Origin of the sequence: Methanobrevibacter sp., assembly GCF_017468685.1 — an archaeon.
Lineage (GTDB): Archaea > Methanobacteriota > Methanobacteria > Methanobacteriales > Methanobacteriaceae > Methanocatella.
In genome coordinates this window covers 54,416-80,943 of sequence record NZ_JAFUHT010000054.1, presented here as the reverse complement: position 1 = coordinate 80,943, position 26,528 = coordinate 54,416, and the positions used below count along the sequence as shown (strand labels likewise).

Here is a 26,528-nt window from a genome sequence, read left to right as displayed (position 1 = left end):
TTGGAAACATACCATATAAAAACTAAATATTCATATTTGATAAAAACAATTTTTAACAGATTATTTATGATTTTAACAATTTTAAGCAAGAGAGTCCATTTGGAGTCCATTTTTTGAAAAAATAACCAAAACCATCGAATAATTAAAATGACAACTAAAATAATTAAAAAAAATAAGTTAAGTATAAAAATAATTAAACGTAAAATTAATTAAAATGACGTCAATGAAAAGTCCAAAAATGGCCATGAGGCGTCCACAAATAAATGACACACCCACTGAAAAAATATATTCAATAAATTGAATGTATGGTATATAAAAGAACATTCAATATATTGAATGATAAAATGTCAAAAAAACATGCAAGATTTAATTATCAAAAAATGAAAATATACCTTATTAGAAAATATTTTGAAAAAGCCAAAAGTAAACCATAATCCACACATATCCTGAAAACATAACTCTATTTTTAATCCAACCTACAAGAAAAATTAAAAAACTACAATATCCAACTTATTAATATGGATGCTAAAAAAGTAAAGTATTATGAGAAAAAATACGAGAGAAATCCTGTTGAAGATGCAATCAAGGACATAAGCAACAAATGGACACTGCATATCCTAAGAGATCTGTTTTTGGGAAAAACACACTTCAACGAATTCCAGACAAACAGAAAAACACTGGACAACAAATCACTGACAAGATGCCTGAAAACAATGGAAAAAAACGGCCTAATCAAAAGACTTGAGAAAAACGATGAAATCACATATCACCTGACAGAAAAGGGACACTCACTAAACAAAGTATTCTATGAACTGTTATTATTCGCATTAAACAACGATAAAAACAATGAACACTACAACGATCATGAAAAAGAGGAATTAAAGGAAATGTATCTTGAAATATTGGATTTGAATCAGGAATAACATTATTCCTGATTGCTTAAAAGAACTCCACCAACACCGACATTATCCGCTTTTCGTTCATTGAAGAGTACGTAAATCATCTCAATAGGCAAACCTGTTACCCTTGAAGCGGACTGTGAAAACTCTTTGGCTAAAATTTCTTTCTGCTCTTTTTTTAATTCTACAATATCAAAACTAATTACTGGCATAATCAATTACCTCCATATTTATATTAATAACTTTAAATTAAGCATATAAAACATTATTGTGGCACCAATGCCACCTTTAAAATGCACCATCAAATTCGTGAAATGGTCTTCTTGAGGACATCCACACAACCAGTGCAATCACTGAAATTGAAATTGCACCCATCATTACATATGACCATTCTCCAAGTGACCATAGAAACGAAGCCAATGCACTTCCAATGGCGCCAAAAATGAAATTGTTAACAACAAAAACAGTATTGAGCCTGCTTCGCTCCTCATTTGATAGGGCAAATAATCTTGCCTGAGACAGTACAGTTATTCCCTGAACACCAATTGAAAATACAGCCGCAACAGCAACAATGGCAATTATGGAATCTGAAAATACCAATCCACAAATCATTGTTGCAATAATCATAACTACGAACACTCCCAATGCAGGCACACTCAAACCTTTATCCTGAAGTTTACCAAAGTACAGTCCACATACTGCTGCAACAAGACCTGCAAGACTAACAAGACCTATTTGGAAAGTGTTATAGTTAAAAGGACTAGCTGAAAGCAAGAATGTAAGTGAAGTCCAGAATATATTGAAGAGCAAACCGAACAATAATCCGCTGTGAAGCAAAATCCTAAATAATGTAGGATGTCTTTTAAAAGTTGTAAATACACTGACTATAAGACCTCTGTATGAGTCAAGACGGTTTTTCCTTGGAATGTCCGGCAGAACATAAATCATCACCAAAACCATGACCAAATTCAACACTGCAGCAATCAGATATACTGATCTCCAGCCCCATAATCCTGCAAGAATACCGCTTGCAAACCTTGAAAAAAGAATTCCTGTTGTTATTCCTGAAGCCACAATTCCAACAATATGGCCACGTTCTTCAGGATTGCTCAAATCACCCGCCAAAGGCAATATAACCTGACCAGAGATAGTTAAAATACCCATGCTGAACAATGATAGTGCCAGGATTATAAATGAAGGAGACAATGCGCATGCAACCAAAGTAACAATAGATAATAGCATTACAATAGTAATCAGTCTTTTTCTTCGAACAAAATCTCCCAAAGGCACTATAAACAAGATTCCTAATGCATACCCTATTTGGGTTGCAGTTACAAGCAGACCTCCACTGGCCGGTGAAATTCCAAAAGCATTTGTAATCTCAACCAGAAGAGGCTGAGCCCAATAAAGATTCCCAATAGCAAGACCGGAACATATGGCAAAGAGAGCCGCCAAAAATGTAGTCATCCTAACCGTTTCATCATTATTAACATTCATTTTCATATACAATTCTAAATAAAAATTAATATTTAAAGATAATGTGGCATCAATGCCATCTAAAACAGAGCGAACCTGAAGCTACTTGAAAAACACTAACAACTATCGAAATTAAAATCACATTTACACAATAGAGTAATCGTGCATCACAAATATATTATTGGAAACATAACATCTTATTCACATTGACTGTTAGGTTCAGATATTCTTTTGCATATAAATTAAATATATATCTATACTCCAAAGTGTTCAAATATCTTATCCATCTTGTCTGTGATTTTGACATCAAACATGCAGTAGTTTTCACATTTCATGCATTTTTCACATTCACCTGCATGATGTGACAGTTTCATATAATGTTCACCTGCAAGGTCATCACCAATAATGGACAAGTCATATAATTTTGAAATCATAGCTATCGGAATTCCATTCGGGCACGGTTGGCAATGTCCGCAGTACATGCATTGTCCTTCAAGATTAATCCCAACATCCCCTATAATTGAATAATCACAGTCCTTCGCATCAGCATCCAGATAATCTAAGCTTTCCTTAAGCTCAGATAATGAGGATATTCCCGGAAGAACAGTTATGACTGCCGGCCTGTCAAGGCAATACTGTATGCATTGTTTTGGAGTTAATTGAATATTGAGTGGACTTAATTCCTTATTCAATAGTCTTCCGCCACCATAGGGTTTCATTACGCTTATCGCAATCTTTTCTTTTTCACATTCTCTGTAGAAATTCATTCTCCTTTGATTTAATTCAAATGTATTATCATTCGATGCATAATCAAAGCTGGGGTTAATGCTCATCATGAAAAAGTCAATGTCTGAATACCCGATGAACTTGGAGCAAACTTCCGGATTATGTGAGGTCACTCCGACATGATTGATTAATCCCTCATCCTTCAGTTTTATTGCATAGTCTAGAATGCCGTTTTCTATTATTCTTTCATAATCACTCATTTCATCAACCGAATGAATCAGTCCGAAGTCTGCATATTCAACACCAAATGCCTTAATGTCCTCGTCTAAAACATCAATCATATGCTTGACATCTCTAGGTCTTTTGTATTCACCATTGATAAATTTTCCTGTCAGATGCATCTGTGTGTAGATTTTATCTCCAAAATCACTTATGGTGTCTCTTATAGGTCGTATGAACTTGTCTTCAACACGTATGCAGTCAATAAAGTTCATTCCACTGTCCAGACCATAGTCAAAGATTTTCCTTATCTCACATGGGTTGATATCCCGGATGTATCCTGTTCCAAAGCCCAACACACTTATCATTTCATTTGTCCGTGGGTGTTTTCTGTATTTCATGACAATCCTTATGATTGATATTTGAAGATTATGATAAGTATATTTTTACCAAGAGATGTAAAAAAATTAAATACAATAGCAGTTATAATATTTAACTATGAATAAGGATAGAGTAATTGCATTGACAGATGGAATCGTTGCTATTGCAGCTACAATTATGGTACTTGAACTGTCCGTTCCATCAGTTATAACTTTGGATGCATTAGTATCACAGATTCCAACATTGTATGCATATATTATCAGTTTTGCATTGGTTTATTTGTCTTGGAGATCACATCACAATGCTTTTGAAAAAGCGGACAATATTAACGGTAAGGTTTTCATTATAAATGGAATTTGGCTGTTTTTCATTACTCTGGTTCCATTTGTGACAGGTCTGATAGGAAATGATCCGAACAGCTTGCTTTCAACATCCCTGTATATTATAGTGATTTCTCTATGGACCCTTACTTTCCAATTTTTAGATAAGGCAATTGTTGATTGTAATCCCGGTGCTGAAAGAGATGAAGTCAGACATAACACACAGAGAATTCTTCTTTTCGGAAGTTATATTGTAGGATTCGCATTCTGTTTTATTATACCTATTATTTCAATAATAATTATCGGTTTGGCAATTTTATCCATGTTAGTCCAAATTTTAAGAGAAAACATGTCCTAATATGCTGTTGATAATTCAATAGTTACTTATGTTATCATAACTTATAAAAATTAATTAATTGTGAGGCTATAGCTCCTCACAAAATTCATCTATTTTTCTGTAAACATCATGCCATGGAGCGTAAGGCTCGCAGTCATCACTTGCATAACCTACAGGTAAAAGACAAATCGGCTTTATATGTTCTGGCAAATCGAAAGCCTTTGCAACTTCTCTTGAATCAAACAGTCTGACCCATACAGAACCTATTCCAATCTCCCATGCTTCAAGCATCATATGTGTGCAGACTATGCTTGCATCCATCTCACCGGTAGTGTAACCTTTTTCCATCGGACTTTTCCATGTTTTAGTCTCATCAGAGCATATTAAAAATACTAGTGGTGCATAATATGTTGAGGAACATACGGAACGGATTTTGTCAAGAGCCTCATCGGTTTTCAGAATATAAATCTTTTGTGGCTGGTAGTTTACTGCGGTCGGTGCCAACTGTGCAGCCTTTAGAATCAAATCGATTTTTTCATCCTCAACAGGCCTTTGTGAAAATGACCTGACGGAAAATCTCTCAGAGATTAGTTCCATAAAATCCATAAAACGTCTCCTTATTGTAGGGTATCTGAATTCTGGTTGTATGCCTTTGCAACGGCTTTCCATTCACCGTCAATTTTAAGCATCAAAAGAACATCAGTAAAATCGATTCTTCCGCCCCAGCTTTCCTCAAGAACTCTTACAACAGCAAGTGTTTCCTCTACAAGCAAAACATCAATTCTTGCATTGAATTCATCACCTGCAGCAACGCTGTCCACATTGTCATAGAACTGTTGGATTGATCCGTGCTCCAAATCACCGTCAAGATATCCAAAAAGAACTGCTTCATCAACGAAAAGTTCCCTTGCATATTTGCTGTTTCCTTCAGCTACGCTTTTTACAAATTTTTCAGCGGCATTTTTGACATTATCGTATTCACTAATTTTAGATCTCATGGTTTACTCTAAATCGAGTATTATTTAAATAGATTCCGTAATTCCAGAATTACTGATATTGATTTATAATAGGGAATGCAAAATATAATATTATGAACAAAGATGAGTTATGTCCCGTCAGAGAATCCCTTGATTTCTTTTCAAGAAAATGGGTTTTGTGCATTTTGATGGATATGTTCAGCGGATGCAAGCATTTCACAGACTTTCAGCAGTCAAATCCCGACATAAGCAATTACATATTGTCACAGACACTGAAGTATATGGAAAATGTAGGGCTTATTGAAAAAGTTGAAATCGATTTGAAGACACGAAACAGAACAGAATACCATTTAACTAACAAGGGACTTAAAGTGAATAGGATTCTTTTTGAACTGACACGTTTCTCTTTAGAAGAGCTTGAATCATCAAAGCTCAAGGAAAATGTAAAAAATGAAATGTTAAAAGAATATTCAAATTCCCTCAACATTACAAAATAACAACATTCACATTAACGGCAGCAATTCACACAAAGAATTACTTTTAAAAAGTATTTGATATATATTCCTTTTTAAAATCAGAACTGTTTTTAAATAACTTTGATGTTAATGTAAACTACATTACATTAAAATCATTATTAGAAATTTACTTTTAATTTAATTGACACTAACGTTAAGAATTATCTGAAATATTCTCATCATAGATTGCTGTTTGAAACATGCATTAGAATATTCAATTGAAAATTTTAAAAAAATAAAATCAAGATTTAATAAAATAGATTAGCTATTAAAGATTGAGATTACTTCAATAGCTATTCTAGACAGTGAAAGATAACCTTATTAAAAATAAATTATCTCTTTTAATTCATTAATTATCCAAGTATTGATGGAGAAATGAATAATAATACTCTGGTTATGCCAACAGAAATATTATTACTGGCTAATGATGAATTATCAATAAATAGATAATTAATTGGAAAGATAGGTTAAATATTTTCTATTTAATTACCTTTCTAACATTAGTAACGTATCACTAATCTTAGAAAGATAATAAGAAGGAAAAAGTAAATAACTATTTAAATAGTTATCTACTGTATGGCCAGTTTTTAATTACTCCAATTGTAACGGACCAAGTTTTGTCAAAGTCTTATGGAATTCCTCCATGGTTGTCTGGAATTTTTCTCCTTCAGATGCTGAAATCCATTCATGACGGAATCTTTCCTTTTCAATTCCAAATTCCTCAAGAATATCTTCTACAATTTTTGATCTCCTGGACCATTTGTAGTTACCTGCATCATAGTGGCAGTCCCCTATATGACATCCTCCAACAAACACGCCGTCTGCTCCTTCCTCGAATGCTTTGAAAATCATTGAGGGATTGATTCTTCCTGAACACATTACACGAATGATTCTGACATTTGGAGGATATTGCATACGTGCGGTTCCTGCTGTATCAGCACCACCATAACAACACCAGTTGCATAATAAACCTACTATTTTTAAATCATCTGACATTAATAATCACCCCATTTATAGTTCTACTTTATCTGGACTGTATAACGGAGGTTTTATGTCATCTGAAACTCCAGCTACATAGCCAGTTCTGTTATAATATTTTTTCTGCAGTTTGTCAAAAATCAGTGAAACAGGAATGTCCATTGGACATACATCATCACATTGACCGCAATCCACACAGCTGAAACTCATATGGGACAATCTAACACCCTGAAATGCTATTGGACTTGGTGGAATATTTGCATCATCACTGAAATATGACTTATTCAGTTCACAGTTTTCAAAGCACCAGCATATTGGGCAGATGTCACGACAGGCATAGCAGCTTATGCAGCGGTTCCATTCATCCATTTCACTGACTTTCGGATACATTGCATCCTGTGCTTTTCCAGCCATTTTCTTCATGATGCCTTCAACTTTTGCCCTTCCTTCAACAGCTGCATCAGCAGGTGATTTGGTTTCAAGTATTCCTGCTTTTTTAGCTCCGTCAATTAACTCTTGTCCTTTTTCATCATTGATTTCTATGAATGTCCATCCGTCCTCTGCTCCCCAGTTACCGCATGCAATATTTGCTTTTCTTGGGATTTTAACATCACATCTTTGGCAGTTGTCACGGCGACCATAACCTTTCTCTTCAAGGTCATGTATTTTTACGGCTTCTTCTGAGCCGTCAGCCAATTCAATAATGAATTGTCCTTTGTCAATTTCTTCAGATATTACATCATCAGGACCAGCTTCATAAAACAAGTCAATCATTTTTCTTCCAGATACCGGTGAAACTGTTCCCCCACAGTTCAATCCTACAGTAAATATGTTATCTTCATTGATTTTGTGTCTTTTAATCAGTTCCTGAATTGATCTTATGTCACATGGCTTTACTGCAACAGCAACCTTTTTATCATACAAATATTTTTGTATTAAATCTCCAACCATTGTTGGTGCACAGTGATAGGAACCTGCTGTTTCAATTAAATCATCGGAATCTGTAATAAATGTTGGAATTCCATCATAGACATCATCAACCGGTTTTAGGGCTAGAACTCCATCCACAATTTCTTCATCTAGCAGATATTTGAAGATGCTTGTCACTGCTCCTCCGCATTCTCCTGCTTTAAGTATTTCATCGTTTTGTGATTTTGCTAGAACGTAACTCATTAATCATCACCCATTTATAATTTATCAAGTACCTCAATTTCACTTAAAATGTCAGATTCAACAATTGTTGTGAAAGTTTGGGTTTCACCCATGGCATTTATGAATGATCCGTCTTTTTCAAGCCATGCCTTAACCGGTATGACAATGTCTGAGATTTCAGTAGTGCTGTTTTCACAGCATGCAAAGCTAATGATTTTTGATATTCTTGAGAAATCAAATTCAATTTCATCGACAATATCATCATTGAAAACAAGTAATAACTTAGTATTTTCCAGAAGCTCAATCATTTCTTCTTTTGATTTTGAATCTAAAAAGTTAAATGTTCCTTTTGTATTGGACTTGCTGTATACTGGTAAAACCTTGCAACCTGAATCTTCAACAGTAGACATTATTGCATCTAAATCTTTCTCGGAGTCAATTTTATTGAATATTATCAATCCGCCTTCATCAAGTCCATTCTTATAAGTCTGTAAAAATTCCTGAACAGAATCAGTTGAATATTCATCTGAAATGTTTTTGGTTACTGACTTTTCACTAACATTGGCACAAATTTTAGCGCCATTCTGTTTTGCATGAACTATCCTTCTTCCAATCAGAGGATTATCATATAATATATCTCCAATAACCATGATTGCCTTTGCATTTTCAATATCTTCATATGAAGCAATGCCGTCAATGTTTTTTAAATTGTCTGCATAAAATCCTATATTGTAGTTTCTGGATTCTGCGAAATTTTTTATTGCTTCGATTTCTTCAACAGTGTTATTGCCTGAACATATTACTGTAACTTTTGAAGCATCCACAGAAGATAATTCTTTTTTTACCACATCTATTGCCTTTTCCAAATCTGTTTTGGAATTGGAAACAGTGGCTGTTTTAATTTTATTTTTATATTCTTCAATGGAATTTCTTCCATTTAAACAATTTTTTCCCTCGTTTATTGGATGTCTTTTGTATGGAAAAGATCCAACAACTTCTCCCTGTTTTAAAACCACATTGATGCCACAACCAACACTGCATGATGGGCATAACGTGTGCTTGATTTCTAACATGTTACATCTCCAAAATTTTTAGTTAAAAAGAGTACTTTGAATAGGGGCACTGTCAAGCCCGAATGATTCCTCGCAATTTGATAAAATATGAGTTGATTGGCGAGTTATGGAAATCATATCCATGAAAACACTGCATGCCTTTTGAAAGATTATTTGAGAAACTTCCTCCTGATTAAATTCTTCATTGGAATTCAATTCAAGAATGCCTTCAATTTTAACATTAAAATCAAAGCTTTTCAATGATTTAATTAATATATTAAAATCGATATTTTTTGGATCTTTGTGAAGGTAGTCAATTGTCCAGTCAATATCCAAATTCAATGTAGAATTTTTAGGGTTCATGTCCTGTCTAATCATTCCGATTTTGTGCATATATATTTTCATTATTCTACTCCTTAACTATAATGTTAATAATTTTTATTAAAATTACTCAATTAAATGATTTAATCAAATAATCTATCTTATAGATGGTAGTAATAACCATATATACTTTATTAAAGTATTACTTTTGATTTAAAGTCTTTAATTAACAAATAAATAATTTTAAGAAGTTAAATTTTTTAACAGCAAAAAATATATTCCCTAAATTAACTTATTCAAATTCAGATTGCTTGGATTTAAAGAAGTAATACTTCTTTAAAAAAAGTAATTTTAACTAATCACTATCTAAATTTAATATAAGTATTTTTAAAAATTTTATTTAATTAAAAGATTAAAATAAGAAGTTATATTGAATTTTTAGTTAAAAAATGAATTATTTAAGTTAAATTAAGTTTTTAAAATTAGAATTAAAAGTTAATACTTTTTAATAAATTATTACTACTTAAAAACATATAAAATTTAAAAAAAGTATTACAAATGTTGAAATAAAAGAACTAAAAGCAATACAAAATATTAAAATAATTATGTGCATTATTCTTTGATGATTTCAACATTTTCCAATGATTCGATTTTATCAATTTTGTTATTTAAAAGCAGGAGAATTATCTCCAATGTTTTTCGAATCCCTTTTTCAGACCTTTCAAACAAAATATCACTATTATTCTCTCGTAAGTCTGCAAAAACATCAGTAGTGGTAGTGATTTCATATTTATCAGTTATAATACTTATTCCACCACGCCCTATGCCTGCAGTGGTTCCAACTGCAATGTCACAATCACTTAAATCCTTAACAGCCTGAGCCATGATTTTACTTACAGTTTTATCCCCCATTTCATCATAGACTTTAATGCCCTTGATTAGTTTTTCAGGCTTTGGAGGCTTTTCAACTTTTAATATTTTCTCAACAGCTTCAATTGTTGGAATGAATAAACTGCAGGTCACGCTAAGCTCATTATAGTCAAAATCACCATAAAAAGACGGATCTTTTACATATTCACATCCGAAACTACCTTCATAGCTCTGAGCTAGCGCATGCAGCTCCCTTCCAATTTTTCCATGGGTGAAACATTCAGCTGTTGCTATTTTTATCATTCTGATCTCTCAATAATTTTAATGCATTCATTGTAATGATTTTTGCAACCTCATCTAAAGTATATGGTGTTACTGGCTCATTATCTCTAATCAGTTTATTGGTTGTTAGAACCAAATGATTGTCCAATATTCCTTCTTTTCTTAGCTCTTCAACGGCAGGATTTGAATCATCATACTCTGAGATGTCTTTGATTTCGATATTTTCATCTCCAAATCCGAATATTCCTGCTGTTCCGATTGTTTTTGCTCCTCTTTCATGAGCATGTTTTATTATTTTTGCTGCAGTCGGGATTGTATTTCCTCCGGCAATGACTATGATTACCACATCACCTTCAATCAAATCGATGTTATCATCATCAATGTATTCCGGATAGCTTATGATATTTCTGAATTCCTCATCATGAGTGCATAACTGTTTTATAAAATCAGGTTTGCATTGTCCTATTTCAGCACCATAAAGTGTGAATATTACATCTCCACCACTAATCTTTTGACCGTCGAATGCACCTATTGTTTTAGGTCCGCCCCTATGAACCTGCATCAGGTTTATTGCAATTCTCAAACCTAATCTTCCACATCCTATGAGGTCAATTCTTCCTTTAGGAACTCGTCCATCTTCCATTTTTTGAATTTCATCTTTCATATTGTCACTTCAATTGTTCAATCGGTTTTTCATCAATAATCTCAATATTTATGTTAAGTTCATTGAGGATATCTTCAAGAGCATACAGTCCCGGAACTTCGCTTTCATGATGGTTCAAGTCAATCAATGTTATTTTCTGATTTTTAGCAAGGACTGCAGATTCCTGGGTCAAATCTCCGGAAATCAGAATATCCAAATTTTTAGTTTTTGCCAGTTTAATGTATTCTGGATTTTTAAGGCCGAAACCTGAAATTAATCCGATTTTTCTTATAATATAATCATCATCCACTTTGTTTACAATCCGAGCATTGCTGAATTTTGAAAGAACTGTTTTTTTCACTTCACCAAAGCTTTGATTGGATTTGCAGATTCTCCCGATTCCTGTTGAATCATCAAAATAATCAATGACCTCCAAATCAAGAGTTTCAGCTAATGCATCATTTGCTCCACCATCTATAATGTCCCAGTTTGAATGTATTGTGTAAGTTGGAGTTTTTGGAGTAAATAACGGTGGATGATGTGTTATAATCAGTGTATTTTCAAATTCTACATCATATTCAGGAAACAGATCCATGTAAATTTTAATATAACTGATTTCCTGATTTAAATCATAATCCTTTTTAAAACCGATTTCATCATTTTTTAAGGCTAATGATTTTGGGATTTTCTCGTCTATAAATTCAATTATTTCTTTGAGTTTCATGTAATCATTTCTGAGTTTATTTTGCTGATTTCTGCTTTAATTATCTCATCCAAATCGAATGGTTTGATTGTTGATACCTTAAATGCATTGATGTCAGTCTGTTGAATGAATTTTTCAATATCCTTTTGTTTGAATATGACCTCTTCAAAAAATCCCATTTCACATGCGCAATAAAGCACCCCTTCCATTTCAAGAAACCTGTTCAGGAGATTTGTCAGAATGCCAATTGTAAGAGTCATTGTCCCTGATGTTTTTGTATCTATTCCCTTGGTTTTTATAATTGCCTTATTCAAGCATTTTACTGCATCTAACCTTTCATGAATATTATTCTTCTTTTTTAATAAATCATCATTATCCTCAGCAACGGGATCTTCTATGACAAATGCATCCACATTGAGTTTTGAGGATTGCTCAGGAGTTATTCCACCAAAACCGGTTGTATCAATAACAATGTCACCGGAATAAATCAAATCAATGTCTGATGAGAATTCAACACGGTTTTTCAAATCCCCTCCCAAATCAGTATAAAGCAGCTCTTCAAGATGAGGGTAAATGTCAATCAACAATATGTTTTTATATTTCTCGCTTAATCTTTTAACGATTCCAACACCTGTAAAATAAGTCCCAATAACAATTATTCTTGTGTTAATGTCAATGTTCAGACTTTCAATATATTCAAAGACTGCTTCGGATTTTTTTGAAATTATACTGTTGAAAATATCAATCAATTTTATTTCAGATTTTATTGTAAACACTTCAGAGGTTATTCCAGTATCAACATTCATTTTTTAACCTTCTATTTTTTTAAAACCTATTTTTTCAAGGGCTTCGCAGGATTCCTTATAAACCGCTTCTTCTATTGATTGTTTATGAATCACATGTGATGGTGACATTCCTGCAGTCAGTATTCTGCCCTTATTGTCTATGAAAACGAGAAGAGACCCTGAACCCGGAATTCCTAAACGGCCTCTGGCGATTATTAAATCTGCATCGCTTTGGTCAAGTGCAATGTATGCCTTTGAAAGAGCTGGGATTCTGCTGGTATCTGCAGTGTTTGTGTTGATTTGAAGTATTTCAGCTTCAGGCAATCCGTATTCAGTTAAAACTCTGTTTAAAACTTGAACTTTTATCCCATTCTTATTTGGTATGCAAATCTTACTAGCATTTTTAATGTAATCGCGAATTTCTGCAATTTCTTCAGGAGTGTCTCCGAACCTGCAATTGTTTTCGGATTCCTCAAATGCATTCCTTATCATCTTTTCAAATGCCATATTATCATATATTAAAAAAAGAGATTAAATAGTTTGAGGTATCAAATCCAATTTTTGAATGACATTGACGACCTCAGAATAATTACCGTATTCAGGAGAACCAACTCCTTTAACTTCATGAGGATAATTGTCAGCTATAACTGTAGCCAGATTGTTTGCACCTGCTTTTAGTGAAAATTCTACGTTTTCGGGACCAACTGTTGGTGTAGGCATTGTAATTGTTATTTCAGGATACATTATTCTGGTTACTGCAACCATCTTCAATTGTTCCTTAAGTGGGAATGCAGGATGATTTTCCATTGGTGTTCCTTCATATGGATTGAATCCCATTATTGGAATTTCCTGAAGTGTTTTGAAATTGGATAAGTATCTTAAATGTTTTATTCTATCTTCTTTGCTTTCACCAAGGCCTAAAAGGAGTCCTGAAGATAATCCCACACCGGCATCGCTTACCCTTTTGCATGTGAGTATTCTCTGGTCAAGTGAATCTCCCGGTTTTCTTTGATAGAATATTTCCTCATTTATTGTTTCAAGGTTGCAGCAGATTGTATCTGCACCAAGATCAGCCAGTTCCTGCACTGATTTTTCAGTCAAGTCTCCTCCAACATTTACAAGGATTTCCAAATCAGACTGTCCTTTTACGATTCTGCATGCGTTTACTGCCTGTTTTCCTTTGTATCCGTATCCTCCAGAACAGCTTACTCTTGGAATATGTGCTTCTTCTATGGATTTGACAGCAGTCAATATTTCCTCATTGGATTTGTAGAATGCATTATAGTATCCTTTTTCAGAGGTTTCTTCTGCAAATCCGCAATATTCACATCTTGGCTGAATTTGGCATTTGTTTGTAAGGTGTACTGTAGATGTTAACTTGATTACTTTTGATTGACTGTCTCTTATGTCGCAAGCTATCTTGAACAATTTTTCCAAATCTTCATCATTGTCAATGTTTAACAATTCTAAAAATTCCTCATCACTTAATTCTTGTCCTTGTTTTGCTTTATCTAAAATTTTATCAATCAATTTTACACCTTACTATAAATTTTATTTTCTTTGAATAATTAATTAACTTATTTTTTAATGGCTACTTATATAACAATTAAAAAATAAGTTAAATGAATTGTTGATAAGAATCAACAATCCTAACTTATATTGTGTTTATTCGTCTTTTCCTAAGTAATCGAGTACAGTAGGTACGATTTCTGCTAAGGAACCGAAGTTCATGGAGTCAGCAGTACCTAATAATGCAGCAGGGTTTAAAGCATCGTCCATTTTGTCGATACCTTCGTTTTGCATTAATGCGGTTACTTGGGTTAAAGCTTCGTTAGCCATCATTTGTGCAAATCCAGCAGGTGCACCTAAGATTTGTGTAACGGTGTCTCTGTAAGCTAAGATACCTGCGTAGGTAATAGCAGTAACTGCAGAACACATGTCACATACAGGACCGACCATGTTTGCAGGTAATGTGAATGCAGATCCTCTTGCTTTTTGACCTAAGTCCATTAAAGTGTCGATTGAAGCTTGGTCTGCGAAACCTTCAGCGATGTAAACTTGTCCTTTCATTTCAGGTACAGCACCTGGGTGGTAGGAAGCTACGTTAACATCAGTTCCTAAGTCTTCGAAGATTTTGTTTAATCCGGTAGTAGGAATGGTACATGCATGAGTTACGATTGCACCAGGTTTAATAGCATCAGCGAATTTTTCGATGATAGCAGGTTGCATACCACCTTCAGGTAACCAGGTCATAACCCAGTCAGCGTCAGCTACAGCTTCACGGTCATCGTTTATACATTTCATACCTAAGTCTTCAGGGTGAGTGAAGTGAATTGCACCTTTTTCTGGTTTTGGTACAGTTTCAGCTAATTTTGCAACTTTTTCTCTGATTGCAGGCATTACTTCTTCAGGGTTTCCTGCTTTATGAGCTGCGATTACATCTGCGTAATCAAAATCATCTACAACAGTGAATTCTCCATCGAATACTGGGTCAGATACAACTACTTCATCTACTCCAGCTAATTCTAATAATTCTGCACCCATTTCAATAGTTGAATGAGTCATGGAAATGTTTTCTTTTCCAGTTGCTTCTGCAACTTCTACAGCTCTTGAGAAGTTGGTAATTCCACTTGCTGCATGTGTTCTGTAACATCCTGCACCTAAAATTGCTACTTTCATTTTTTTGTCTCCTTTACCATTATTTTGTTCGAATCTCTCTTTTAGTTTAGAAAGAATCATTTTTTTTGGTCTCCATTTTTAAATAAATTTATTTAAAAAAGTTTTACTACATGGAAAAATGATAAATTGCTTTCGATTTACAAAATTATGGTAGTTAATCCATGTAGTAACATGTATTATTTAAATAATAATACTATTTAAATCTTTACATCAAAGCTTTATTTTGTATTAACAATTCTATTATTTTCCATTTATTAGTAATACTCGTATTACTTTTTGTTTATTATTTTACAATAAAGTAATACTTTTTATTAGTCAATATAAGTTATTAAAAGTCGATTTAGGAAAACCTAAATCGAAACATATTTATTACAGATTTAACTGATTATATAATAGCTAATATAATTATTGGAGAATTTTTCATGTATGATTTAATAAAAAATGCGGTTCATGATGATGATGCGGCAATCGAAATATCAAAAATGGACAAGGACGTGACATCTGTTGTTGATGCAATTTCAGAACTTACATTGGAAGAGACAATGAAACTGGGAATGCAATTCAAGAGATTTCCGTTAGGATGCGATTTAACAGAAGTAGTTGCAGGAACCTGCGCATCAGATCTGGAACTGATGGACTTGCTTGGTAACTGCAGATTGGCAGACACAATCGGAGCACCAATACACATCTGTGCATATGCCTTTTCAGACATTGCAGAAAAGTTCGGCATGAGAGGCGTTGAAGTGATGCAGAAGGTTCATGAAATTGTTGATGTTCCACTTGACCTTGATCACTTTGGTGAAAACGGTGCAATGAGACTTCCGAAAAACATCAGCGGATGCGGAGGAGAATGCTACAATAAAGGCCCTGCATTTACGGAATGTCCACGTGGAAGAATCCATGAACGACTGATTGACAAGGAACTTGAAGAAAAAGACGATAAGGAAGAATGGATCAAGCTATCATCTTCCGTTGCAGTCAATGTTACTTCAGAACAGACCGGTGACGGTCATGCAGCACCATTGAGAGAAGCTGAAGACATTGCAAATTTGGCTAAAAAATACGGCAGAGGCTTGGAATCCATCATGTTTGTCGGTGACGGTTATGATGAGGTAATCACAGGTTTTGAAAAATCCATTGAAATCGGAGCAGATGTCATTGTAGTTGAAGGAGGTCCGTTCAACAGATGTGAAAACACAACAGAATCATTTGCAAAAACAATTGCCGCTGCAAGAATACTGTCTCCAGGAAAAGTAGTTGCAACCAACGGTGCATATGAACATGAAGTAAGAGCCGGCCTCAGATCAGGTTTGAATATGGTGATTACAGGTTTTCCAAAAAACCATCATGGATACATGTGCGGATATGAACCGGGAAGTGCCAGAAGGGGAAAGTTCGGACTTCCAAGAATCATTCAAATCATCAATGAGGAATTCCCAAATCGTGGACTGCCTGCCAAAAAGCATGATCTTTTGGCAATAGCAACTGCAGTCAAGATTGCAGGACCAGACTACATATATCCAAGAAAGATTGGAGCATACCATATAGGCGATGCACACTGGGCCACATTGGTTCACTCCAGAATGTATCAAAACATTGAACTTAAACATACACTAGATGAAATTGTTGGTCTTGCAGATGGAAATACTGTTTCATTGCATGGTGGAAGATTCATTTCATGGGTTATTGCAAATGAACTGGACAGATACGTTGATGAAATCATCATTTCAGATGTTGATGAATGGGTATTGAAAAACACTGTTGACAACCTTCAAAATGAATTGGATGCAACAATAATCGCTGAAAAAGATGACAAGATTGCAGCAAACAGTGCAAACTTCTCAATTGCTTCATCAACCATGATTCCTGTGAAAAACAATATTTTGAAAAAGGTTCCGAATGCTTTGACAATAGTTTGAATATATAATAATATTTTTTTAAGAAAAAGTAATTGATAAATAGTATTATTTTTAAAAAAAGTATTACTATTTATTTTTTACATTTCAAAACAGAATCCATTAATTACCAACCACAACACTTATTTTTAAAAATAAATCATAATCTGAAATAAATCTAACATTCAAAGATTCCTCAATGGCCAGTTTCAAAATTAATATATTTTTTACATTATCGGCAATTAATACTGAAGAAAAAATAAAAAATTTAAATGATTATTTTTTAATATAAAACATCTATTAATGTTTAAAATTAATTAAAAAAATATTAAGACACTTATATCCATTATAAGTCCAATTACATTGAGTAATACTTTAATAATATTTATATGGTTATTACTACTTAGTACTTTATAGATTATCATAGTTTTATGATGATTTAAATATGTCATGGCTCAATTATAAATTAGCCACCTCGTAAATAGCTACCTAACATAGCTATTTACACTACTCTATCTAAACAAAATTACAATTTTTATTGTCAAAATTGAAATTAATACACCTATTCTTATACATAGATTTGAGACAAATATCTCTCTTGAAATAGTTATTGAAGTTACTCCTCACTTTAATAACTATTTAACATGATTAAATTAATCTATTTATTATAAATGAAACTGTGTTCTGAGATTTCTTTAACAAAATCATCATCTTTAACTTCACCAATCAACAACCGCCAATCAGGATCATGCAATTCTGATTCCGTTTGACCATTTTCATATTAGTATTGGCATACTATGAAAATGGATAAGACCCCAAAGATAATCTTGATTGGATTTAAATTACTGATTTAAAGCAGACACTAACTCTTGGCAAGAAATATTAAAAATATATAAAGAGGATAATAAATCTAAAGTGTTATGTGGAATACCATTTATCCACATTAACTCTTTGTACTACATTCCTATAATTTTTAAAAGTTTTCTAATAAAAAATTCTCTAAATGTTTTTTAAATAGATAATATCAAGTTTATCCAAGATTAAACAATCCTTTTATATTATGGTTAATTTGACCATTTACGGCTTAAGTCAGTGTCATTAAATACAGTTTTTTCCTGACATTCTTTTAACTCACTTATGTTACCTCTAAAGAATTTTAAGCAGAAATCCTTTTTAGGATTGAAATTATCACAGTTTAAATGAATATTTTCCTGACAGTTATCACAACCAATGTCCATACCATGTTTATTTTTACAGCTTAATTCATCGTTATCATCAATATAACGGAATTCACAGTCGTTAAATATTATATCATTCATAAAATCCAAATCCTCCATTTTTTTAATGTTTAAAATATCATTATCAAATATTTATCTGAAATAATGTTTGAATTAATTTTGTATCAAAAAAAAACTAATTTAAATTTTTATGTTATCATATTCTAATCTGTTAATAATAGAATAAATAAATTATTATCCAAGTTATAATTTATTTTTTATGTCAATTATCTATCAGTGAACTTAACAAGAAAAATAAAAAATGGATTGGAATAAATCAAATAGCCTCCAATAAATACATAGAGTTCTTTTTGAAAAACAATCTGCTGGATTGAAAACGCAATGGATGATGACATCAGCGAACTGTCAAAGATAAGTGCAGAACTTACAAAAAATACGGTTCCACTATATGAACCGTGACCTTTTCCATATTAAAGGAGAAAAATAAGTTTTTCTGTTCATGAGAGAATTTGTTTTCCAACATTGTAAAAGCCATCTCCTGAAAATACATGTATGGCACCATAACTGTTGTATAATACATTTTTAAGTTTTGTTTCTTTATTATACAATTGTGTACTCCTACTGAAGTTAATTCCATTTAATCTGCTTTTTATTACTGAAATTACACTTCATACATTAATTTTTTTGTGTATACATCGTGCCAGAATATTGTTGCACCTTTAATTACAGGAGTAAATGCATCAAAAAGATCAAGGCAAGTATTTATTCTATCAAATCTAGGCTTTCTTTTATCTTCTCCTAAATAGCTGTGCTTGATGTTATACAGCCCAACATGATTGTTCAGCAAACTTGTCCTAAAATTAATCAGAATTCCCATAATAAGATTCTTTCAAAACTCTGTTGATTTAAAAAATTGGCCTTTCGATTGATTCAAAATCAAATCTTTGCAATACATTCATTATAAAACAACTAGTTTGATATTGAATGTTCTTTTTCCGGATTGAGTCAATGTTTTTTGAACTAGGTTTTCAATTCTGTTTTTTTGTTTGGAGCAAATGTTTTCCAATGTAATACTCATTTTACAGACGTCATTGATTAAAAGAGATATAGAAAAATTTATATAACAATAGTTATATAATAATACCAAATTAAAATAAAGTATTACAAATAGGTGATAAACATGACTGAAGACAAAATTCAAAAGATTGAAGACTCAAGAATTCCAAAAGGAAGAATTGATTTAATTGGTGTTGGAAGATTAGGATTGCGAATTGGTATTAACTTAATGCAAGCCCATAGAGGTGGACCGAAGATTATTGGCGCTTTTGACGGACAAGAAGTCTCAGGAGGTGACGTGATTTTCACACTTTTAGGAGCGGAAATTGGAGAATATAAAACCGATTTTTTAAAAAGAATCTGCACACATCCCGAAGAGTTTAGAAACATCGAAAGCCATACCGAATACATAACCAAAGAAAATATTGACTTGGTTCAAGGAGACATAGTGATTTTAATCCTTGCAGGAGGAAATACCATCCCTACTGCTGCAGAGATAATTAAACATGCACATCAAAGAGGAGCAAAAACTATTGGAACCGCAGGAATATTCGGATTCGGTGATGAAAATATCGAATTTAAAGATATTTCAGAATACGACAACAACAACCCTGCCATTGAAGAACTAAGAGCACAAGGCATAACTGAAAATCATTTAATCTTAACAACAAATAAATTGATTAGAGATAACGAGCCAGTGACTCCATATACTTTAGATGAAGTTGCAAAAATCATTACAATGAATGCATTGAAACTATTAAGAGATATAAACGATAATAGCAACAAATAATTGTTTTAGTCATTAATATGAGAGAATTACATGCAATAGCTAGGGATTGCGAAAGTAATTTTGGAAGAGTTATACTCAAAATCCAAATGAACATGACGATTTTGATTATAAGGAACTTTGTGTGACATGTGGCCTATTCATTCCTTCAATGGAATTGTATAAAAAATATCCAACATAAAAAAATCCATTAAAATCAGATAAATAGATTAAAGTTTATGATGAAGATGATACGATAGAAATCTCCATATTTTCTTGAATTTATGTTGATCATTAGATATGGAGATTATGTTTTTTTCGTTGAATACTGAACGGCATACTATCACAAAGTTAATAGATAAATAAAAAGAACATATTATGCTCTAGAACAACCTAGTTTGAGAATCAAAATAGTTTGGTTCTCTAATTTCCTTTACAACATCACATCTTTAACTTCACCATCAATAACGGTGAATCCAAATTATGCAACTTCTGATTCTTTTCACATGATTCATGTTACTGTTTAGCACAATACCATCAAATAATCCACTACATTAAGCAAAATTAGCTCCAACATTACGAAAAAAAGGAATAAAATAAAACTCAATAATTTCTGCCAACACTCAAACCATTAAAAAAAAAGTAGGTGAGAGATAAACTCTCAATGTTTTTTAATATTTTTATCTTTTATCCTCAGCGTTAGAATTAAAATAACTCCAAACACTATGGCCAATGCCATCATTACAGAGGCCATTGCACTCTGAATAATTATATCGGCAGTATTTACAACAACACTGTCTTGTCCTTCTAAAGTATCTAATTTTTGGAAGTAATCATAGACCTCCTGATGGAATTGCTCGTCTCCTGAATAAGCAGGCGCATAGGTATCGACTGCAGTACTAATACCTCCAATAACTCCAAGAATCAGAATTATTCCAATAATTGCAGTACCCATTGATGAACCTAATGTCTCACCAGTTGTAAGAATACCAGATGCGTTATTTTGGCTTTCAGCAGGAATATCGAATAATGCAACATCCGAACCTAAAGCCAGCATGAAACCAATTCCTGCCCCAAGTAAAAACAGTCCAGGAATTAATCCCATCATTGATATATTTAATCTAAATTGATAACTTAAAATCAGACATCCAACAATAGATATTATACATCCTATTGCTATGAGTTTCTTATGATTCAGTTTTCCAATTAATTTTGGAGCGAACAGTGAAAAAATAAGCAGAGCCACAGTGAACGGAAGTGAAGCCACACCCGTATCGAATGGATTTAACTGCAATACACTTTGGAAAAACAGAACCAATACAAAAAATGTTCCAGAGATTATAATATTATATAATAACTTGATAGATGTACCCAAACGCAGATTTTTGTCTCTGAATAACTCAACATCAAGCAATGGCACCTTGCCTGACCTTTTTCTTTTAAGTTCATACCATACAAAGATTGCCAAAACTATTAATCCAAAAATCATCTCGACAATACTTGTAGTAACATCCTTAGTCAAAGTCAAAATACCAAGCACAAGCAAAACAAGTCCTATACTGGAAATTATGGCACCAACAATATCCAAATCGTTTTTAGATTCAGTAGGTTTAAAATTAGGTATTTTATTTTGCATTACTAAAATAAATAAAATGAATATTAATTCAAATGCAAAAGTATATCTCCAGCTGAAATAAGTTGTAATAACTCCTCCAAGGAGTGGAGCAAAAGTATCTGCAAGTCCTGCCACTATCCCTAGAGTTGCCAAAGCAATTGTACGCATTTTGCCGGAATATGTTCCGCTTATTATTGAAACTATGGCAGGTAGCATTAATGCCCCTGCAACACCTTTAATCGCCGACCATCCGACAAAAAACATTATAACACTTGAACTCATTACTGCAGTAAATATGCCGATACCAAAAAGTGCAGCACCAATTAAAAACAGTTTCCTTTTACCAACTATATCCTGAAGTTTGGTACTGAGCAGTATCAACGCAGCCGTAATAAGAGTATTAAACGAAACAAGCATTTGAATAGTACTAACATCAGTATTCAAATCACTAACAACGTGAGAAATGCTAACATTCATGAATAAAGAGTCCAATACTATAATAAAAGAAGCACAAGCCACAACTATTAATGGAATCCAAGAATTTTCGTTAACCCTTTCATTCATCTTTATTAATCCTCCAACACATTAATTTTAACATATTTTACTATTTGATTTCACAATGATTAAATTTTTGGAGGGATTTTTATTAACTTTAAAAATTAAAATGTTTACAATAATATTAAGAATCCCAATCTCCATATTTATTAACTTTAAATAATTTTTTATTTAAAACTAAACTTTTAATTGGTTAAAATTTAAAATAATTTAGTTTGTGTGTCAATATAGCTTGGTTCACTAACTTCTTTTACAACATCCCTCTCTTTAACCTCACCAATCAATAACGGTGAATCTGGATTATGCAACTTTTGGTTCTTTTTGACCAGCTTCATGTTGGCATTGGCATAGCAATATAAAAATTATCTACTAAAAATCGAAATCTTATTTCGTAAATTACGATCAAAAAATGCCTAAAAGTAATGAAATTATCCACTATTTTTTAGAGAAATTTGTTTCAGTGGACAGTCCCAAATAACCATTTTCTTAAATTTCATCACCTAATAAAAAGTCAATTATGTTCATATGTTTTATTCCATCTCTAGACATGTTAAATTCATCCATACTCAATACATATGCATCATATTTATCAGGAATATTTAATAATGGAGTGAATTCCCGTTCTATTGTTTCATCAGAAGCTAAAAGATAAGCAACCTGAATATAAATTTTATTATTCTTATTTTTAGCTATGAAATCTACTTCCTTATTTTTAACCCAACCCACTTTAACTGAATATCCTCTTCTTAAAAGTTCAATATACACAATGTTTTCAATTATTCTAGGTAACCATTTATTATTTTCATCAACCAATGCCTGATGAAATCCATGATCCGTTAAATAGTATTTTTCATTTGTAGATAAGAGTTTTTTTCCAAGTATATCCTCACGTAACACCCTATGGCAAAATAGTGATTCAACAATGAAGTTTGTAAAATTATTGATGGTTTCTCTTGAAGTTCTTTTACTTTCAGATTTTAAAAAATTTGCTATACTTTTTTTAGAGAATGTTTGTCCAATGGAATTCATAATATAATAAACGAATCTTTTAAATGTGTCAATTCTTCTGATTTCATGTCTTGAAAGTATATCACTAATAATGATGGAATCATAGATGTCGAGAAGCGCATTGATTTTTCCATCTTCATCTTTTAAAGAAAGCAATGACGGCATTCCACCATATTCTATGTACTGCATGAAATATTCATATATCTTAATTTTATCCATTTCAATATTGTTAATTTCATTATGATACTTTAAAATTTCTTTAAATGAAAAAGGATAAATGTTTATATGAACATATCTTCCTGCAACCAATGTTGAAAGTTCAGATGAGAACAATTTTGAATTAGATCCGGTAACATAAATATCACAATCAAAAGAAACCCTATATGAATTAATTGACTCCTCCCATTCATCAACTAATTGAATTTCATCAAACAATAAATAGACCTTACCCTCAATGTCTTTAACCTTATCTAAAACAACTTCATCCAACTCTTTTGATGTCTTAATATGTCTATATTTCACATTTTCAAATGATATGTAAATTATATTCTCATCAGCAATACCTAAAACCTTTAGTTCCTCAATAATACTTTTTAAAAATGTTGTTTTTCCACATCTACGCAATCCAATAATAATTTTAATAAAATCCGTGTCCAAATAGTTATAAAAAACCTTAAGATAATCTTCTCTTTTAATCATGCAATCACATCTTAATAAGATATTAGATTCTAATCATATATAAATTTGTCAGTTATAACTTACAAAATTACTAAAATAAAAATAAATTAAAAATATAACTTACAAAATTACTAAAACAAAAATAAACCAAAAGTATAACATACAAAATATAAAATAAACCAAGAAATTTGTGATATAAATTCAAATTGAATTCAATATATTTTAGAGGTTTATTTAAAGTGATTCTAAAAAAATGATTTTATCAAAAATGATTCATGAAATTAATTAAAATAATTTCTGTTGGGTGTCAATATAGCTGGGTTCGCAAACTTCTCTTACAACATCATTATCTTTAACCTCACCAATCAGCAAGGGCGAATCCGGATTATGCAATTTCTGATTTCTTTTAACCAGTTTCATGTTACTGTTGGCATAGCAATATCTGCATCCATGAAGACAAGTATTGTATAATCCAATATCCCTTCCCATTAAACAGTTGCATTCGCGATTATGGTATTTTCCTTTAGGCACTTTCAAATTATTTCCAATAGCTTTTTCAAGTACCTGCTGGGTCATGCACCCTGTTGAGTCAAAGCCGAATTGGTCAAGCAATGTCCCCTCAACACATGTTTTCATCTGAATATCATATTTATTAGCTATTTTTGAGAAATTTTCACCAATAATCAAACGCTCTTCAGTTGTGACTTCACGGGCTTCGGGAAAGTTCCTCAAGACCTTCTGGTACAAATCGATGAAACTTATTGTACAGTCTGAAGTGTATTCATGCAATTGTGAAGCCATTTCCTCAAACTTGTCAATATGATAATCCAGAGAGTATTTTTCATTGATGAGAATCGGATCATATCGCCAGGATACGCTGTTGACTCCCAGATTATCGGACAATTCCTTGAATGTTTTGATAACTCTTTTGTAGCTTGGAACATTTACTTCAATGTCCTTATCATATGGCGTGATTGTCACAAACCAGAACTGTTTATAATCGGACAGTTCATCCAAATGCTTTACCAACGGCTTTGGATTTTTCGAGCAGAAACATAACACATCGACTGTTTTTGGATTGAAATTATATTTATAAAGTTGATTGTTATAAGGATTTTTAGAGATTACAAAACCTTCGTTGATGCGATTCAAGAACCATTTGTGAAAAAAAGCCGGAATGTCAGTTCTTGTACCTGAATTGATTATCATAAAAAAAAAGAAAAGTTAAAGAGACTATAAGTCTCTTCCGAATATGTGTACTGCTGCAGTACCACCAGTACCTCCAATGTTGTGAGTCATACCGATTTCTGCACCGTCTACTTGACGTCTGCCTGCTTCTCCTCTGAGTTGCCATACGACTTCAGCAGCTTGAGCAATACCAGTAGCACCTAATGGGTGTCCACGTGCTTTAAGACCACCGGAAGTGTTGATTGGGAAGTCACCATCAATTTCAGTTTGTCCTTCTTCGATAGCTATTCCACCTTTACCTTTTTCAGCAAATCCAAGGTCTTCAACTGCTAATAATCCGTTGATTGAGAAACAGTCATGCACTTCAGTCAAGTCAATGTCTTTGGTTGTTACCCCTGCCATTTCATAAGCTTTTCTGGAAGCCACTTTTGTAGATTCAATGGTAGTTAAATCTTTTCTGTCATGTAAGGTTAAGGTTCCGGAAGCTTGTGCAGAAGCTTTTACATAAATTGGAGTGTCAGTGTATTTTTTAGCATCTTCAGCAGGCACCATAACTACTGCTGCTGCTCCGTCACTTACCGGAGAACAGTCAAGAAGTGTTAATGGGTCTGCAACCATTGTTGAGTTCAATACTTTATCAACTGTAACTTCAAATGGGAATTGTGCATTTGGGTTTTTGGATGCATTTTTATGGTTTACAACTGAAAATTGTGCCAATTGTTCACGAGTAGTACCGTATTCGTGCATGTGTCTTTTTGCAATCATTGCATATAATGATGGGAAAGTAGCACCTTGTTGAGCTTCCCATTCCTGGTCGGATGCTGTAGCAATTGCTGGTGTTGCATCCACTACATCAGTCATTTTTTCCACACCTGCAGAGATAACAACATCATGAAAACCAGATGCAACTGCCATAATTCCTTGTCTTAATGCAAGACCTCCGGATGCACAAGCAGCTTCTACTCTTGTGGTTGGAACCGGATTAAGACCTACATGGTCTGAAATAAGTGCTGCAATGTGTTCTTGTTCTACAAATAGTCCTGAAGACATATTTCCAACAAACATTGCTTCAATATCGTTACCGTCAATTCCTGCATCAACTAAAGCTTTCACTCCAGCTTCAGCAATTAAATCTCTAAAGGATGAATCCCATAATTCACCGAATTTTGTTTGTGAAACTCCTATAATCGCAACATCTCTCATATTTAAGCCCC

28 protein-coding genes are annotated in these 26,528 nt (G+C 32.9%); 5 read left to right on the top strand and 23 right to left on the bottom strand.

The genetic code is table 11. The features are described 5' to 3' along the window. The first annotated feature begins 518 nt into the window (after positions 1 to 518). Positions 519 to 923, top strand: a complete 405-nt coding sequence (locus IJ258_RS07580; RefSeq protein ID WP_292805284.1) for a helix-turn-helix domain-containing protein — start codon at positions 519 to 521, stop codon at positions 921 to 923. A 2-nt stretch (positions 924 to 925) separates the two neighbouring features. On the opposite strand, the gene IJ258_RS07575 is transcribed toward IJ258_RS07580, so the two are convergent. The 3 genes from IJ258_RS07575 to IJ258_RS07565 all read right to left on the bottom strand — a co-directional run bounded on the left by IJ258_RS07575 (position 926) and on the right by IJ258_RS07565 (position 3,721). After that, positions 926 to 1,111 carry a tautomerase family protein gene (locus IJ258_RS07575; protein WP_292805281.1) on the bottom strand — a complete coding sequence of 62 codons (186 nt, stop codon included), beginning with the start codon at positions 1,109 to 1,111 and terminating at the stop codon, positions 926 to 928. Between the two features lie 76 nt (positions 1,112 to 1,187). Then, on the bottom strand, positions 1,188 to 2,396 hold the full coding sequence (locus IJ258_RS07570; protein WP_292805278.1) for an MFS transporter: 1,209 nt from the start codon (positions 2,394 to 2,396) through the stop codon (positions 1,188 to 1,190). Between the two features lie 233 nt (positions 2,397 to 2,629). Next, entirely contained in the window at positions 2,630 to 3,721 is a 1,092-nt protein-coding gene (locus tag IJ258_RS07565; protein WP_292805275.1) for an aldo/keto reductase, read from the bottom strand. A 97-nt stretch (positions 3,722 to 3,818) separates the two neighbouring features. Here IJ258_RS07565 and IJ258_RS07560 point away from each other — a divergent pair, with 97 nt between their 5' ends. Further along, on the top strand, positions 3,819 to 4,379 hold the full coding sequence (locus IJ258_RS07560) for a TMEM175 family protein (protein WP_292805272.1): 561 nt from the start codon (positions 3,819 to 3,821) through the stop codon (positions 4,377 to 4,379). Between the two features lie 66 nt (positions 4,380 to 4,445). Here the strand turns inward: IJ258_RS07560 and IJ258_RS07555 are convergent, their stop codons facing one another. Both IJ258_RS07555 and IJ258_RS07550 read right to left on the bottom strand, forming a co-directional pair. Further along, a complete protein-coding gene (locus IJ258_RS07555) occupies positions 4,446 to 4,964 on the bottom strand; it encodes a nitroreductase family protein (protein ID WP_292805269.1) in 519 nt (172 codons plus the stop codon). 11 nt (positions 4,965 to 4,975) lie between these two features. Further along, positions 4,976 to 5,356 carry a nuclear transport factor 2 family protein gene (locus IJ258_RS07550; RefSeq protein ID WP_292805266.1) on the bottom strand — a complete coding sequence of 127 codons (381 nt, stop codon included), beginning with the start codon at positions 5,354 to 5,356 and terminating at the stop codon, positions 4,976 to 4,978. A 92-nt stretch (positions 5,357 to 5,448) separates the two neighbouring features. Between IJ258_RS07550 and IJ258_RS07545 the strand changes: the two genes are divergently transcribed. Next, on the top strand, positions 5,449 to 5,832 hold the full coding sequence (locus tag IJ258_RS07545; protein ID WP_292805263.1) for a helix-turn-helix domain-containing protein: 384 nt from the start codon (positions 5,449 to 5,451) through the stop codon (positions 5,830 to 5,832). A gap of 609 nt (positions 5,833 to 6,441) precedes the next feature. On the opposite strand, the gene IJ258_RS07540 is transcribed toward IJ258_RS07545, so the two are convergent. From IJ258_RS07540 to hmd, 11 genes are all read right to left on the bottom strand, one after another. After that, positions 6,442 to 6,846 (bottom strand): hydrogenase iron-sulfur subunit, encoded by a 405-nt coding sequence (locus IJ258_RS07540; RefSeq protein WP_292805259.1) that lies wholly within the window; start codon positions 6,844 to 6,846, stop codon positions 6,442 to 6,444. A 15-nt stretch (positions 6,847 to 6,861) separates the two neighbouring features. After that, positions 6,862 to 8,001, bottom strand: coding sequence for a Coenzyme F420 hydrogenase/dehydrogenase, beta subunit C-terminal domain (locus IJ258_RS07535; RefSeq protein WP_292805256.1), 1,140 nt, complete (start codon positions 7,999 to 8,001; stop codon positions 6,862 to 6,864). A 14-nt stretch (positions 8,002 to 8,015) separates the two neighbouring features. Next, a complete protein-coding gene (locus tag IJ258_RS07530; protein ID WP_292805254.1) occupies positions 8,016 to 9,053 on the bottom strand; it encodes a molybdopterin-dependent oxidoreductase in 1,038 nt (345 codons plus the stop codon). Positions 9,054 to 9,071: 18 nt separating this feature from the next. Beyond that, entirely contained in the window at positions 9,072 to 9,437 is a 366-nt protein-coding gene (locus IJ258_RS07525) for a hypothetical protein (RefSeq protein ID WP_292805252.1), read from the bottom strand. A 528-nt stretch (positions 9,438 to 9,965) separates the two neighbouring features. After that, positions 9,966 to 10,526, bottom strand: a complete 561-nt coding sequence (locus tag IJ258_RS07520) for a FeGP cofactor biosynthesis protein HcgF family protein (protein ID WP_292805251.1) — start codon at positions 10,524 to 10,526, stop codon at positions 9,966 to 9,968. Then, positions 10,504 to 11,169: a hypothetical protein gene (locus IJ258_RS07515; protein ID WP_292805250.1), complete on the bottom strand. Its 666-nt coding sequence runs from the start codon at positions 11,167 to 11,169 to the stop codon at positions 10,504 to 10,506. The genes IJ258_RS07520 and IJ258_RS07515 overlap by 23 nt, the downstream gene beginning before the upstream one ends. A gap of 4 nt (positions 11,170 to 11,173) precedes the next feature. Beyond that, positions 11,174 to 11,872: a Nif3-like dinuclear metal center hexameric protein gene (locus IJ258_RS07510; RefSeq protein ID WP_292805249.1), complete on the bottom strand. Its 699-nt coding sequence runs from the start codon at positions 11,870 to 11,872 to the stop codon at positions 11,174 to 11,176. After that, entirely contained in the window at positions 11,869 to 12,657 is a 789-nt protein-coding gene (locus tag IJ258_RS07505; protein WP_292805247.1) for an SAM-dependent methyltransferase HcgC family protein, read from the bottom strand. The genes IJ258_RS07510 and IJ258_RS07505 overlap by 4 nt, the downstream gene beginning before the upstream one ends. 3 nt (positions 12,658 to 12,660) lie before the next feature. After that, a complete protein-coding gene (locus tag IJ258_RS07500; RefSeq protein ID WP_292805245.1) occupies positions 12,661 to 13,143 on the bottom strand; it encodes a DUF3236 domain-containing protein in 483 nt (160 codons plus the stop codon). Between the two features lie 24 nt (positions 13,144 to 13,167). After that, positions 13,168 to 14,166 (bottom strand): 5,10-methenyltetrahydromethanopterin hydrogenase cofactor biosynthesis protein HmdB, encoded by a 999-nt coding sequence (gene hmdB / locus IJ258_RS07495; protein ID WP_292805243.1) that lies wholly within the window; start codon positions 14,164 to 14,166, stop codon positions 13,168 to 13,170. Positions 14,167 to 14,301: 135 nt separating this feature from the next. Beyond that, positions 14,302 to 15,315, bottom strand: coding sequence for a 5,10-methenyltetrahydromethanopterin hydrogenase (gene hmd, locus IJ258_RS07490; RefSeq protein ID WP_292805290.1), 1,014 nt, complete (start codon positions 15,313 to 15,315; stop codon positions 14,302 to 14,304). A gap of 422 nt (positions 15,316 to 15,737) precedes the next feature. Between hmd and hmdC the strand changes: the two genes are divergently transcribed. Beyond that, entirely contained in the window at positions 15,738 to 17,234 is a 1,497-nt protein-coding gene (hmdC, locus tag IJ258_RS07485) for a 5,10-methenyltetrahydromethanopterin hydrogenase cofactor biosynthesis protein HmdC (RefSeq protein ID WP_292805241.1), read from the top strand. A 1,040-nt stretch (positions 17,235 to 18,274) separates the two neighbouring features. Here the strand turns inward: hmdC and IJ258_RS07480 are convergent. After that, complete coding sequence (locus IJ258_RS07480; protein WP_292805239.1) at positions 18,275 to 18,529, bottom strand: hypothetical protein; 255 nt, start codon at positions 18,527 to 18,529, stop codon at positions 18,275 to 18,277. Between the two features lie 580 nt (positions 18,530 to 19,109). Further along, positions 19,110 to 19,325 carry a hypothetical protein gene (locus tag IJ258_RS07475; protein WP_292805237.1) on the bottom strand — a complete coding sequence of 72 codons (216 nt, stop codon included), beginning with the start codon at positions 19,323 to 19,325 and terminating at the stop codon, positions 19,110 to 19,112. Between the two features lie 303 nt (positions 19,326 to 19,628). On the opposite strand from IJ258_RS07475, the gene IJ258_RS07470 reads away from it, so the two are divergent. Then, a complete protein-coding gene (locus IJ258_RS07470; RefSeq protein ID WP_292805235.1) occupies positions 19,629 to 20,294 on the top strand; it encodes a hypothetical protein in 666 nt (221 codons plus the stop codon). 637 nt (positions 20,295 to 20,931) lie between these two features. Here IJ258_RS07470 and IJ258_RS07465 read toward each other — a convergent pair. From IJ258_RS07465 to IJ258_RS07445, 5 genes are all read right to left on the bottom strand, one after another. Next, positions 20,932 to 22,449 carry an MFS transporter gene (locus tag IJ258_RS07465; RefSeq protein ID WP_292805233.1) on the bottom strand — a complete coding sequence of 506 codons (1,518 nt, stop codon included), beginning with the start codon at positions 22,447 to 22,449 and terminating at the stop codon, positions 20,932 to 20,934. A gap of 191 nt (positions 22,450 to 22,640) precedes the next feature. Then, positions 22,641 to 22,775, bottom strand: coding sequence for a hypothetical protein (locus tag IJ258_RS07460; protein ID WP_292805231.1), 135 nt, complete (start codon positions 22,773 to 22,775; stop codon positions 22,641 to 22,643). A gap of 151 nt (positions 22,776 to 22,926) precedes the next feature. Continuing rightward, positions 22,927 to 24,147, bottom strand: a complete 1,221-nt coding sequence (locus IJ258_RS07455) for an ATP-binding protein (protein WP_292805228.1) — start codon at positions 24,145 to 24,147, stop codon at positions 22,927 to 22,929. A 264-nt stretch (positions 24,148 to 24,411) separates the two neighbouring features. Further along, positions 24,412 to 25,335 carry a DUF1848 domain-containing protein gene (locus IJ258_RS07450; RefSeq protein WP_292805225.1) on the bottom strand — a complete coding sequence of 308 codons (924 nt, stop codon included), beginning with the start codon at positions 25,333 to 25,335 and terminating at the stop codon, positions 24,412 to 24,414. Between the two features lie 24 nt (positions 25,336 to 25,359). Beyond that, a complete protein-coding gene (locus IJ258_RS07445) occupies positions 25,360 to 26,517 on the bottom strand; it encodes a thiolase domain-containing protein (RefSeq protein ID WP_292805222.1) in 1,158 nt (385 codons plus the stop codon). Between the last annotated feature and the right edge of the window lie 11 nt (positions 26,518 to 26,528).

Excerpts from the sequence above, each read along its gene's own strand:
- IJ258_RS07580 (WP_292805284.1), top strand. The coding sequence starts at position 519 with ATGGATGCTAAAAAAGTAAAGTATTATGAGAAAAAATACGAGAGAAAT.
- IJ258_RS07575 (WP_292805281.1), bottom strand. The coding sequence starts at position 1,111 with ATGCCAGTAATTAGTTTTGATATTGTAGAATTAAAAAAAGAGCAGAAA.
- IJ258_RS07570 (WP_292805278.1), bottom strand. The coding sequence starts at position 2,396 with ATGAATGTTAATAATGATGAAACGGTTAGGATGACTACATTTTTGGCG.
- IJ258_RS07565 (WP_292805275.1), bottom strand. The coding sequence starts at position 3,721 with ATGAAATACAGAAAACACCCACGGACAAATGAAATGATAAGTGTGTTG.
- IJ258_RS07560 (WP_292805272.1), top strand. The coding sequence starts at position 3,819 with ATGAATAAGGATAGAGTAATTGCATTGACAGATGGAATCGTTGCTATT.
- IJ258_RS07555 (WP_292805269.1), bottom strand. The coding sequence starts at position 4,964 with ATGGATTTTATGGAACTAATCTCTGAGAGATTTTCCGTCAGGTCATTT.
- IJ258_RS07550 (WP_292805266.1), bottom strand. The coding sequence starts at position 5,356 with ATGAGATCTAAAATTAGTGAATACGATAATGTCAAAAATGCCGCTGAA.
- IJ258_RS07545 (WP_292805263.1), top strand. The coding sequence starts at position 5,449 with ATGAACAAAGATGAGTTATGTCCCGTCAGAGAATCCCTTGATTTCTTT.
- IJ258_RS07540 (WP_292805259.1), bottom strand. The coding sequence starts at position 6,846 with ATGTCAGATGATTTAAAAATAGTAGGTTTATTATGCAACTGGTGTTGT.
- IJ258_RS07535 (WP_292805256.1), bottom strand. The coding sequence starts at position 8,001 with ATGAGTTACGTTCTAGCAAAATCACAAAACGATGAAATACTTAAAGCA.
- IJ258_RS07530 (WP_292805254.1), bottom strand. The coding sequence starts at position 9,053 with ATGTTAGAAATCAAGCACACGTTATGCCCATCATGCAGTGTTGGTTGT.
- IJ258_RS07525 (WP_292805252.1), bottom strand. The coding sequence starts at position 9,437 with ATGAAAATATATATGCACAAAATCGGAATGATTAGACAGGACATGAAC.
- IJ258_RS07520 (WP_292805251.1), bottom strand. The coding sequence starts at position 10,526 with ATGATAAAAATAGCAACAGCTGAATGTTTCACCCATGGAAAAATTGGA.
- IJ258_RS07515 (WP_292805250.1), bottom strand. The coding sequence starts at position 11,169 with ATGAAAGATGAAATTCAAAAAATGGAAGATGGACGAGTTCCTAAAGGA.
- IJ258_RS07510 (WP_292805249.1), bottom strand. The coding sequence starts at position 11,872 with ATGAAACTCAAAGAAATAATTGAATTTATAGACGAGAAAATCCCAAAA.
- IJ258_RS07505 (WP_292805247.1), bottom strand. The coding sequence starts at position 12,657 with ATGAATGTTGATACTGGAATAACCTCTGAAGTGTTTACAATAAAATCT.
- IJ258_RS07500 (WP_292805245.1), bottom strand. The coding sequence starts at position 13,143 with ATGGCATTTGAAAAGATGATAAGGAATGCATTTGAGGAATCCGAAAAC.
- hmd (WP_292805290.1), bottom strand. The coding sequence starts at position 15,315 with ATGAAAGTAGCAATTTTAGGTGCAGGATGTTACAGAACACATGCAGCA.
- hmdC (WP_292805241.1), top strand. The coding sequence starts at position 15,738 with ATGTATGATTTAATAAAAAATGCGGTTCATGATGATGATGCGGCAATC.
- IJ258_RS07480 (WP_292805239.1), bottom strand. The coding sequence starts at position 18,529 with ATGAATGATATAATATTTAACGACTGTGAATTCCGTTATATTGATGAT.
- IJ258_RS07475 (WP_292805237.1), bottom strand. The coding sequence starts at position 19,325 with ATGGGAATTCTGATTAATTTTAGGACAAGTTTGCTGAACAATCATGTT.
- IJ258_RS07470 (WP_292805235.1), top strand. The coding sequence starts at position 19,629 with ATGACTGAAGACAAAATTCAAAAGATTGAAGACTCAAGAATTCCAAAA.
- IJ258_RS07465 (WP_292805233.1), bottom strand. The coding sequence starts at position 22,449 with ATGAATGAAAGGGTTAACGAAAATTCTTGGATTCCATTAATAGTTGTG.
- IJ258_RS07460 (WP_292805231.1), bottom strand. The coding sequence starts at position 22,775 with ATGAAGCTGGTCAAAAAGAACCAAAAGTTGCATAATCCAGATTCACCG.
- IJ258_RS07455 (WP_292805228.1), bottom strand. The coding sequence starts at position 24,147 with ATGATTAAAAGAGAAGATTATCTTAAGGTTTTTTATAACTATTTGGAC.
- IJ258_RS07450 (WP_292805225.1), bottom strand. The coding sequence starts at position 25,335 with ATGATAATCAATTCAGGTACAAGAACTGACATTCCGGCTTTTTTTCAC.
- IJ258_RS07445 (WP_292805222.1), bottom strand. The coding sequence starts at position 26,517 with ATGAGAGATGTTGCGATTATAGGAGTTTCACAAACAAAATTCGGTGAA.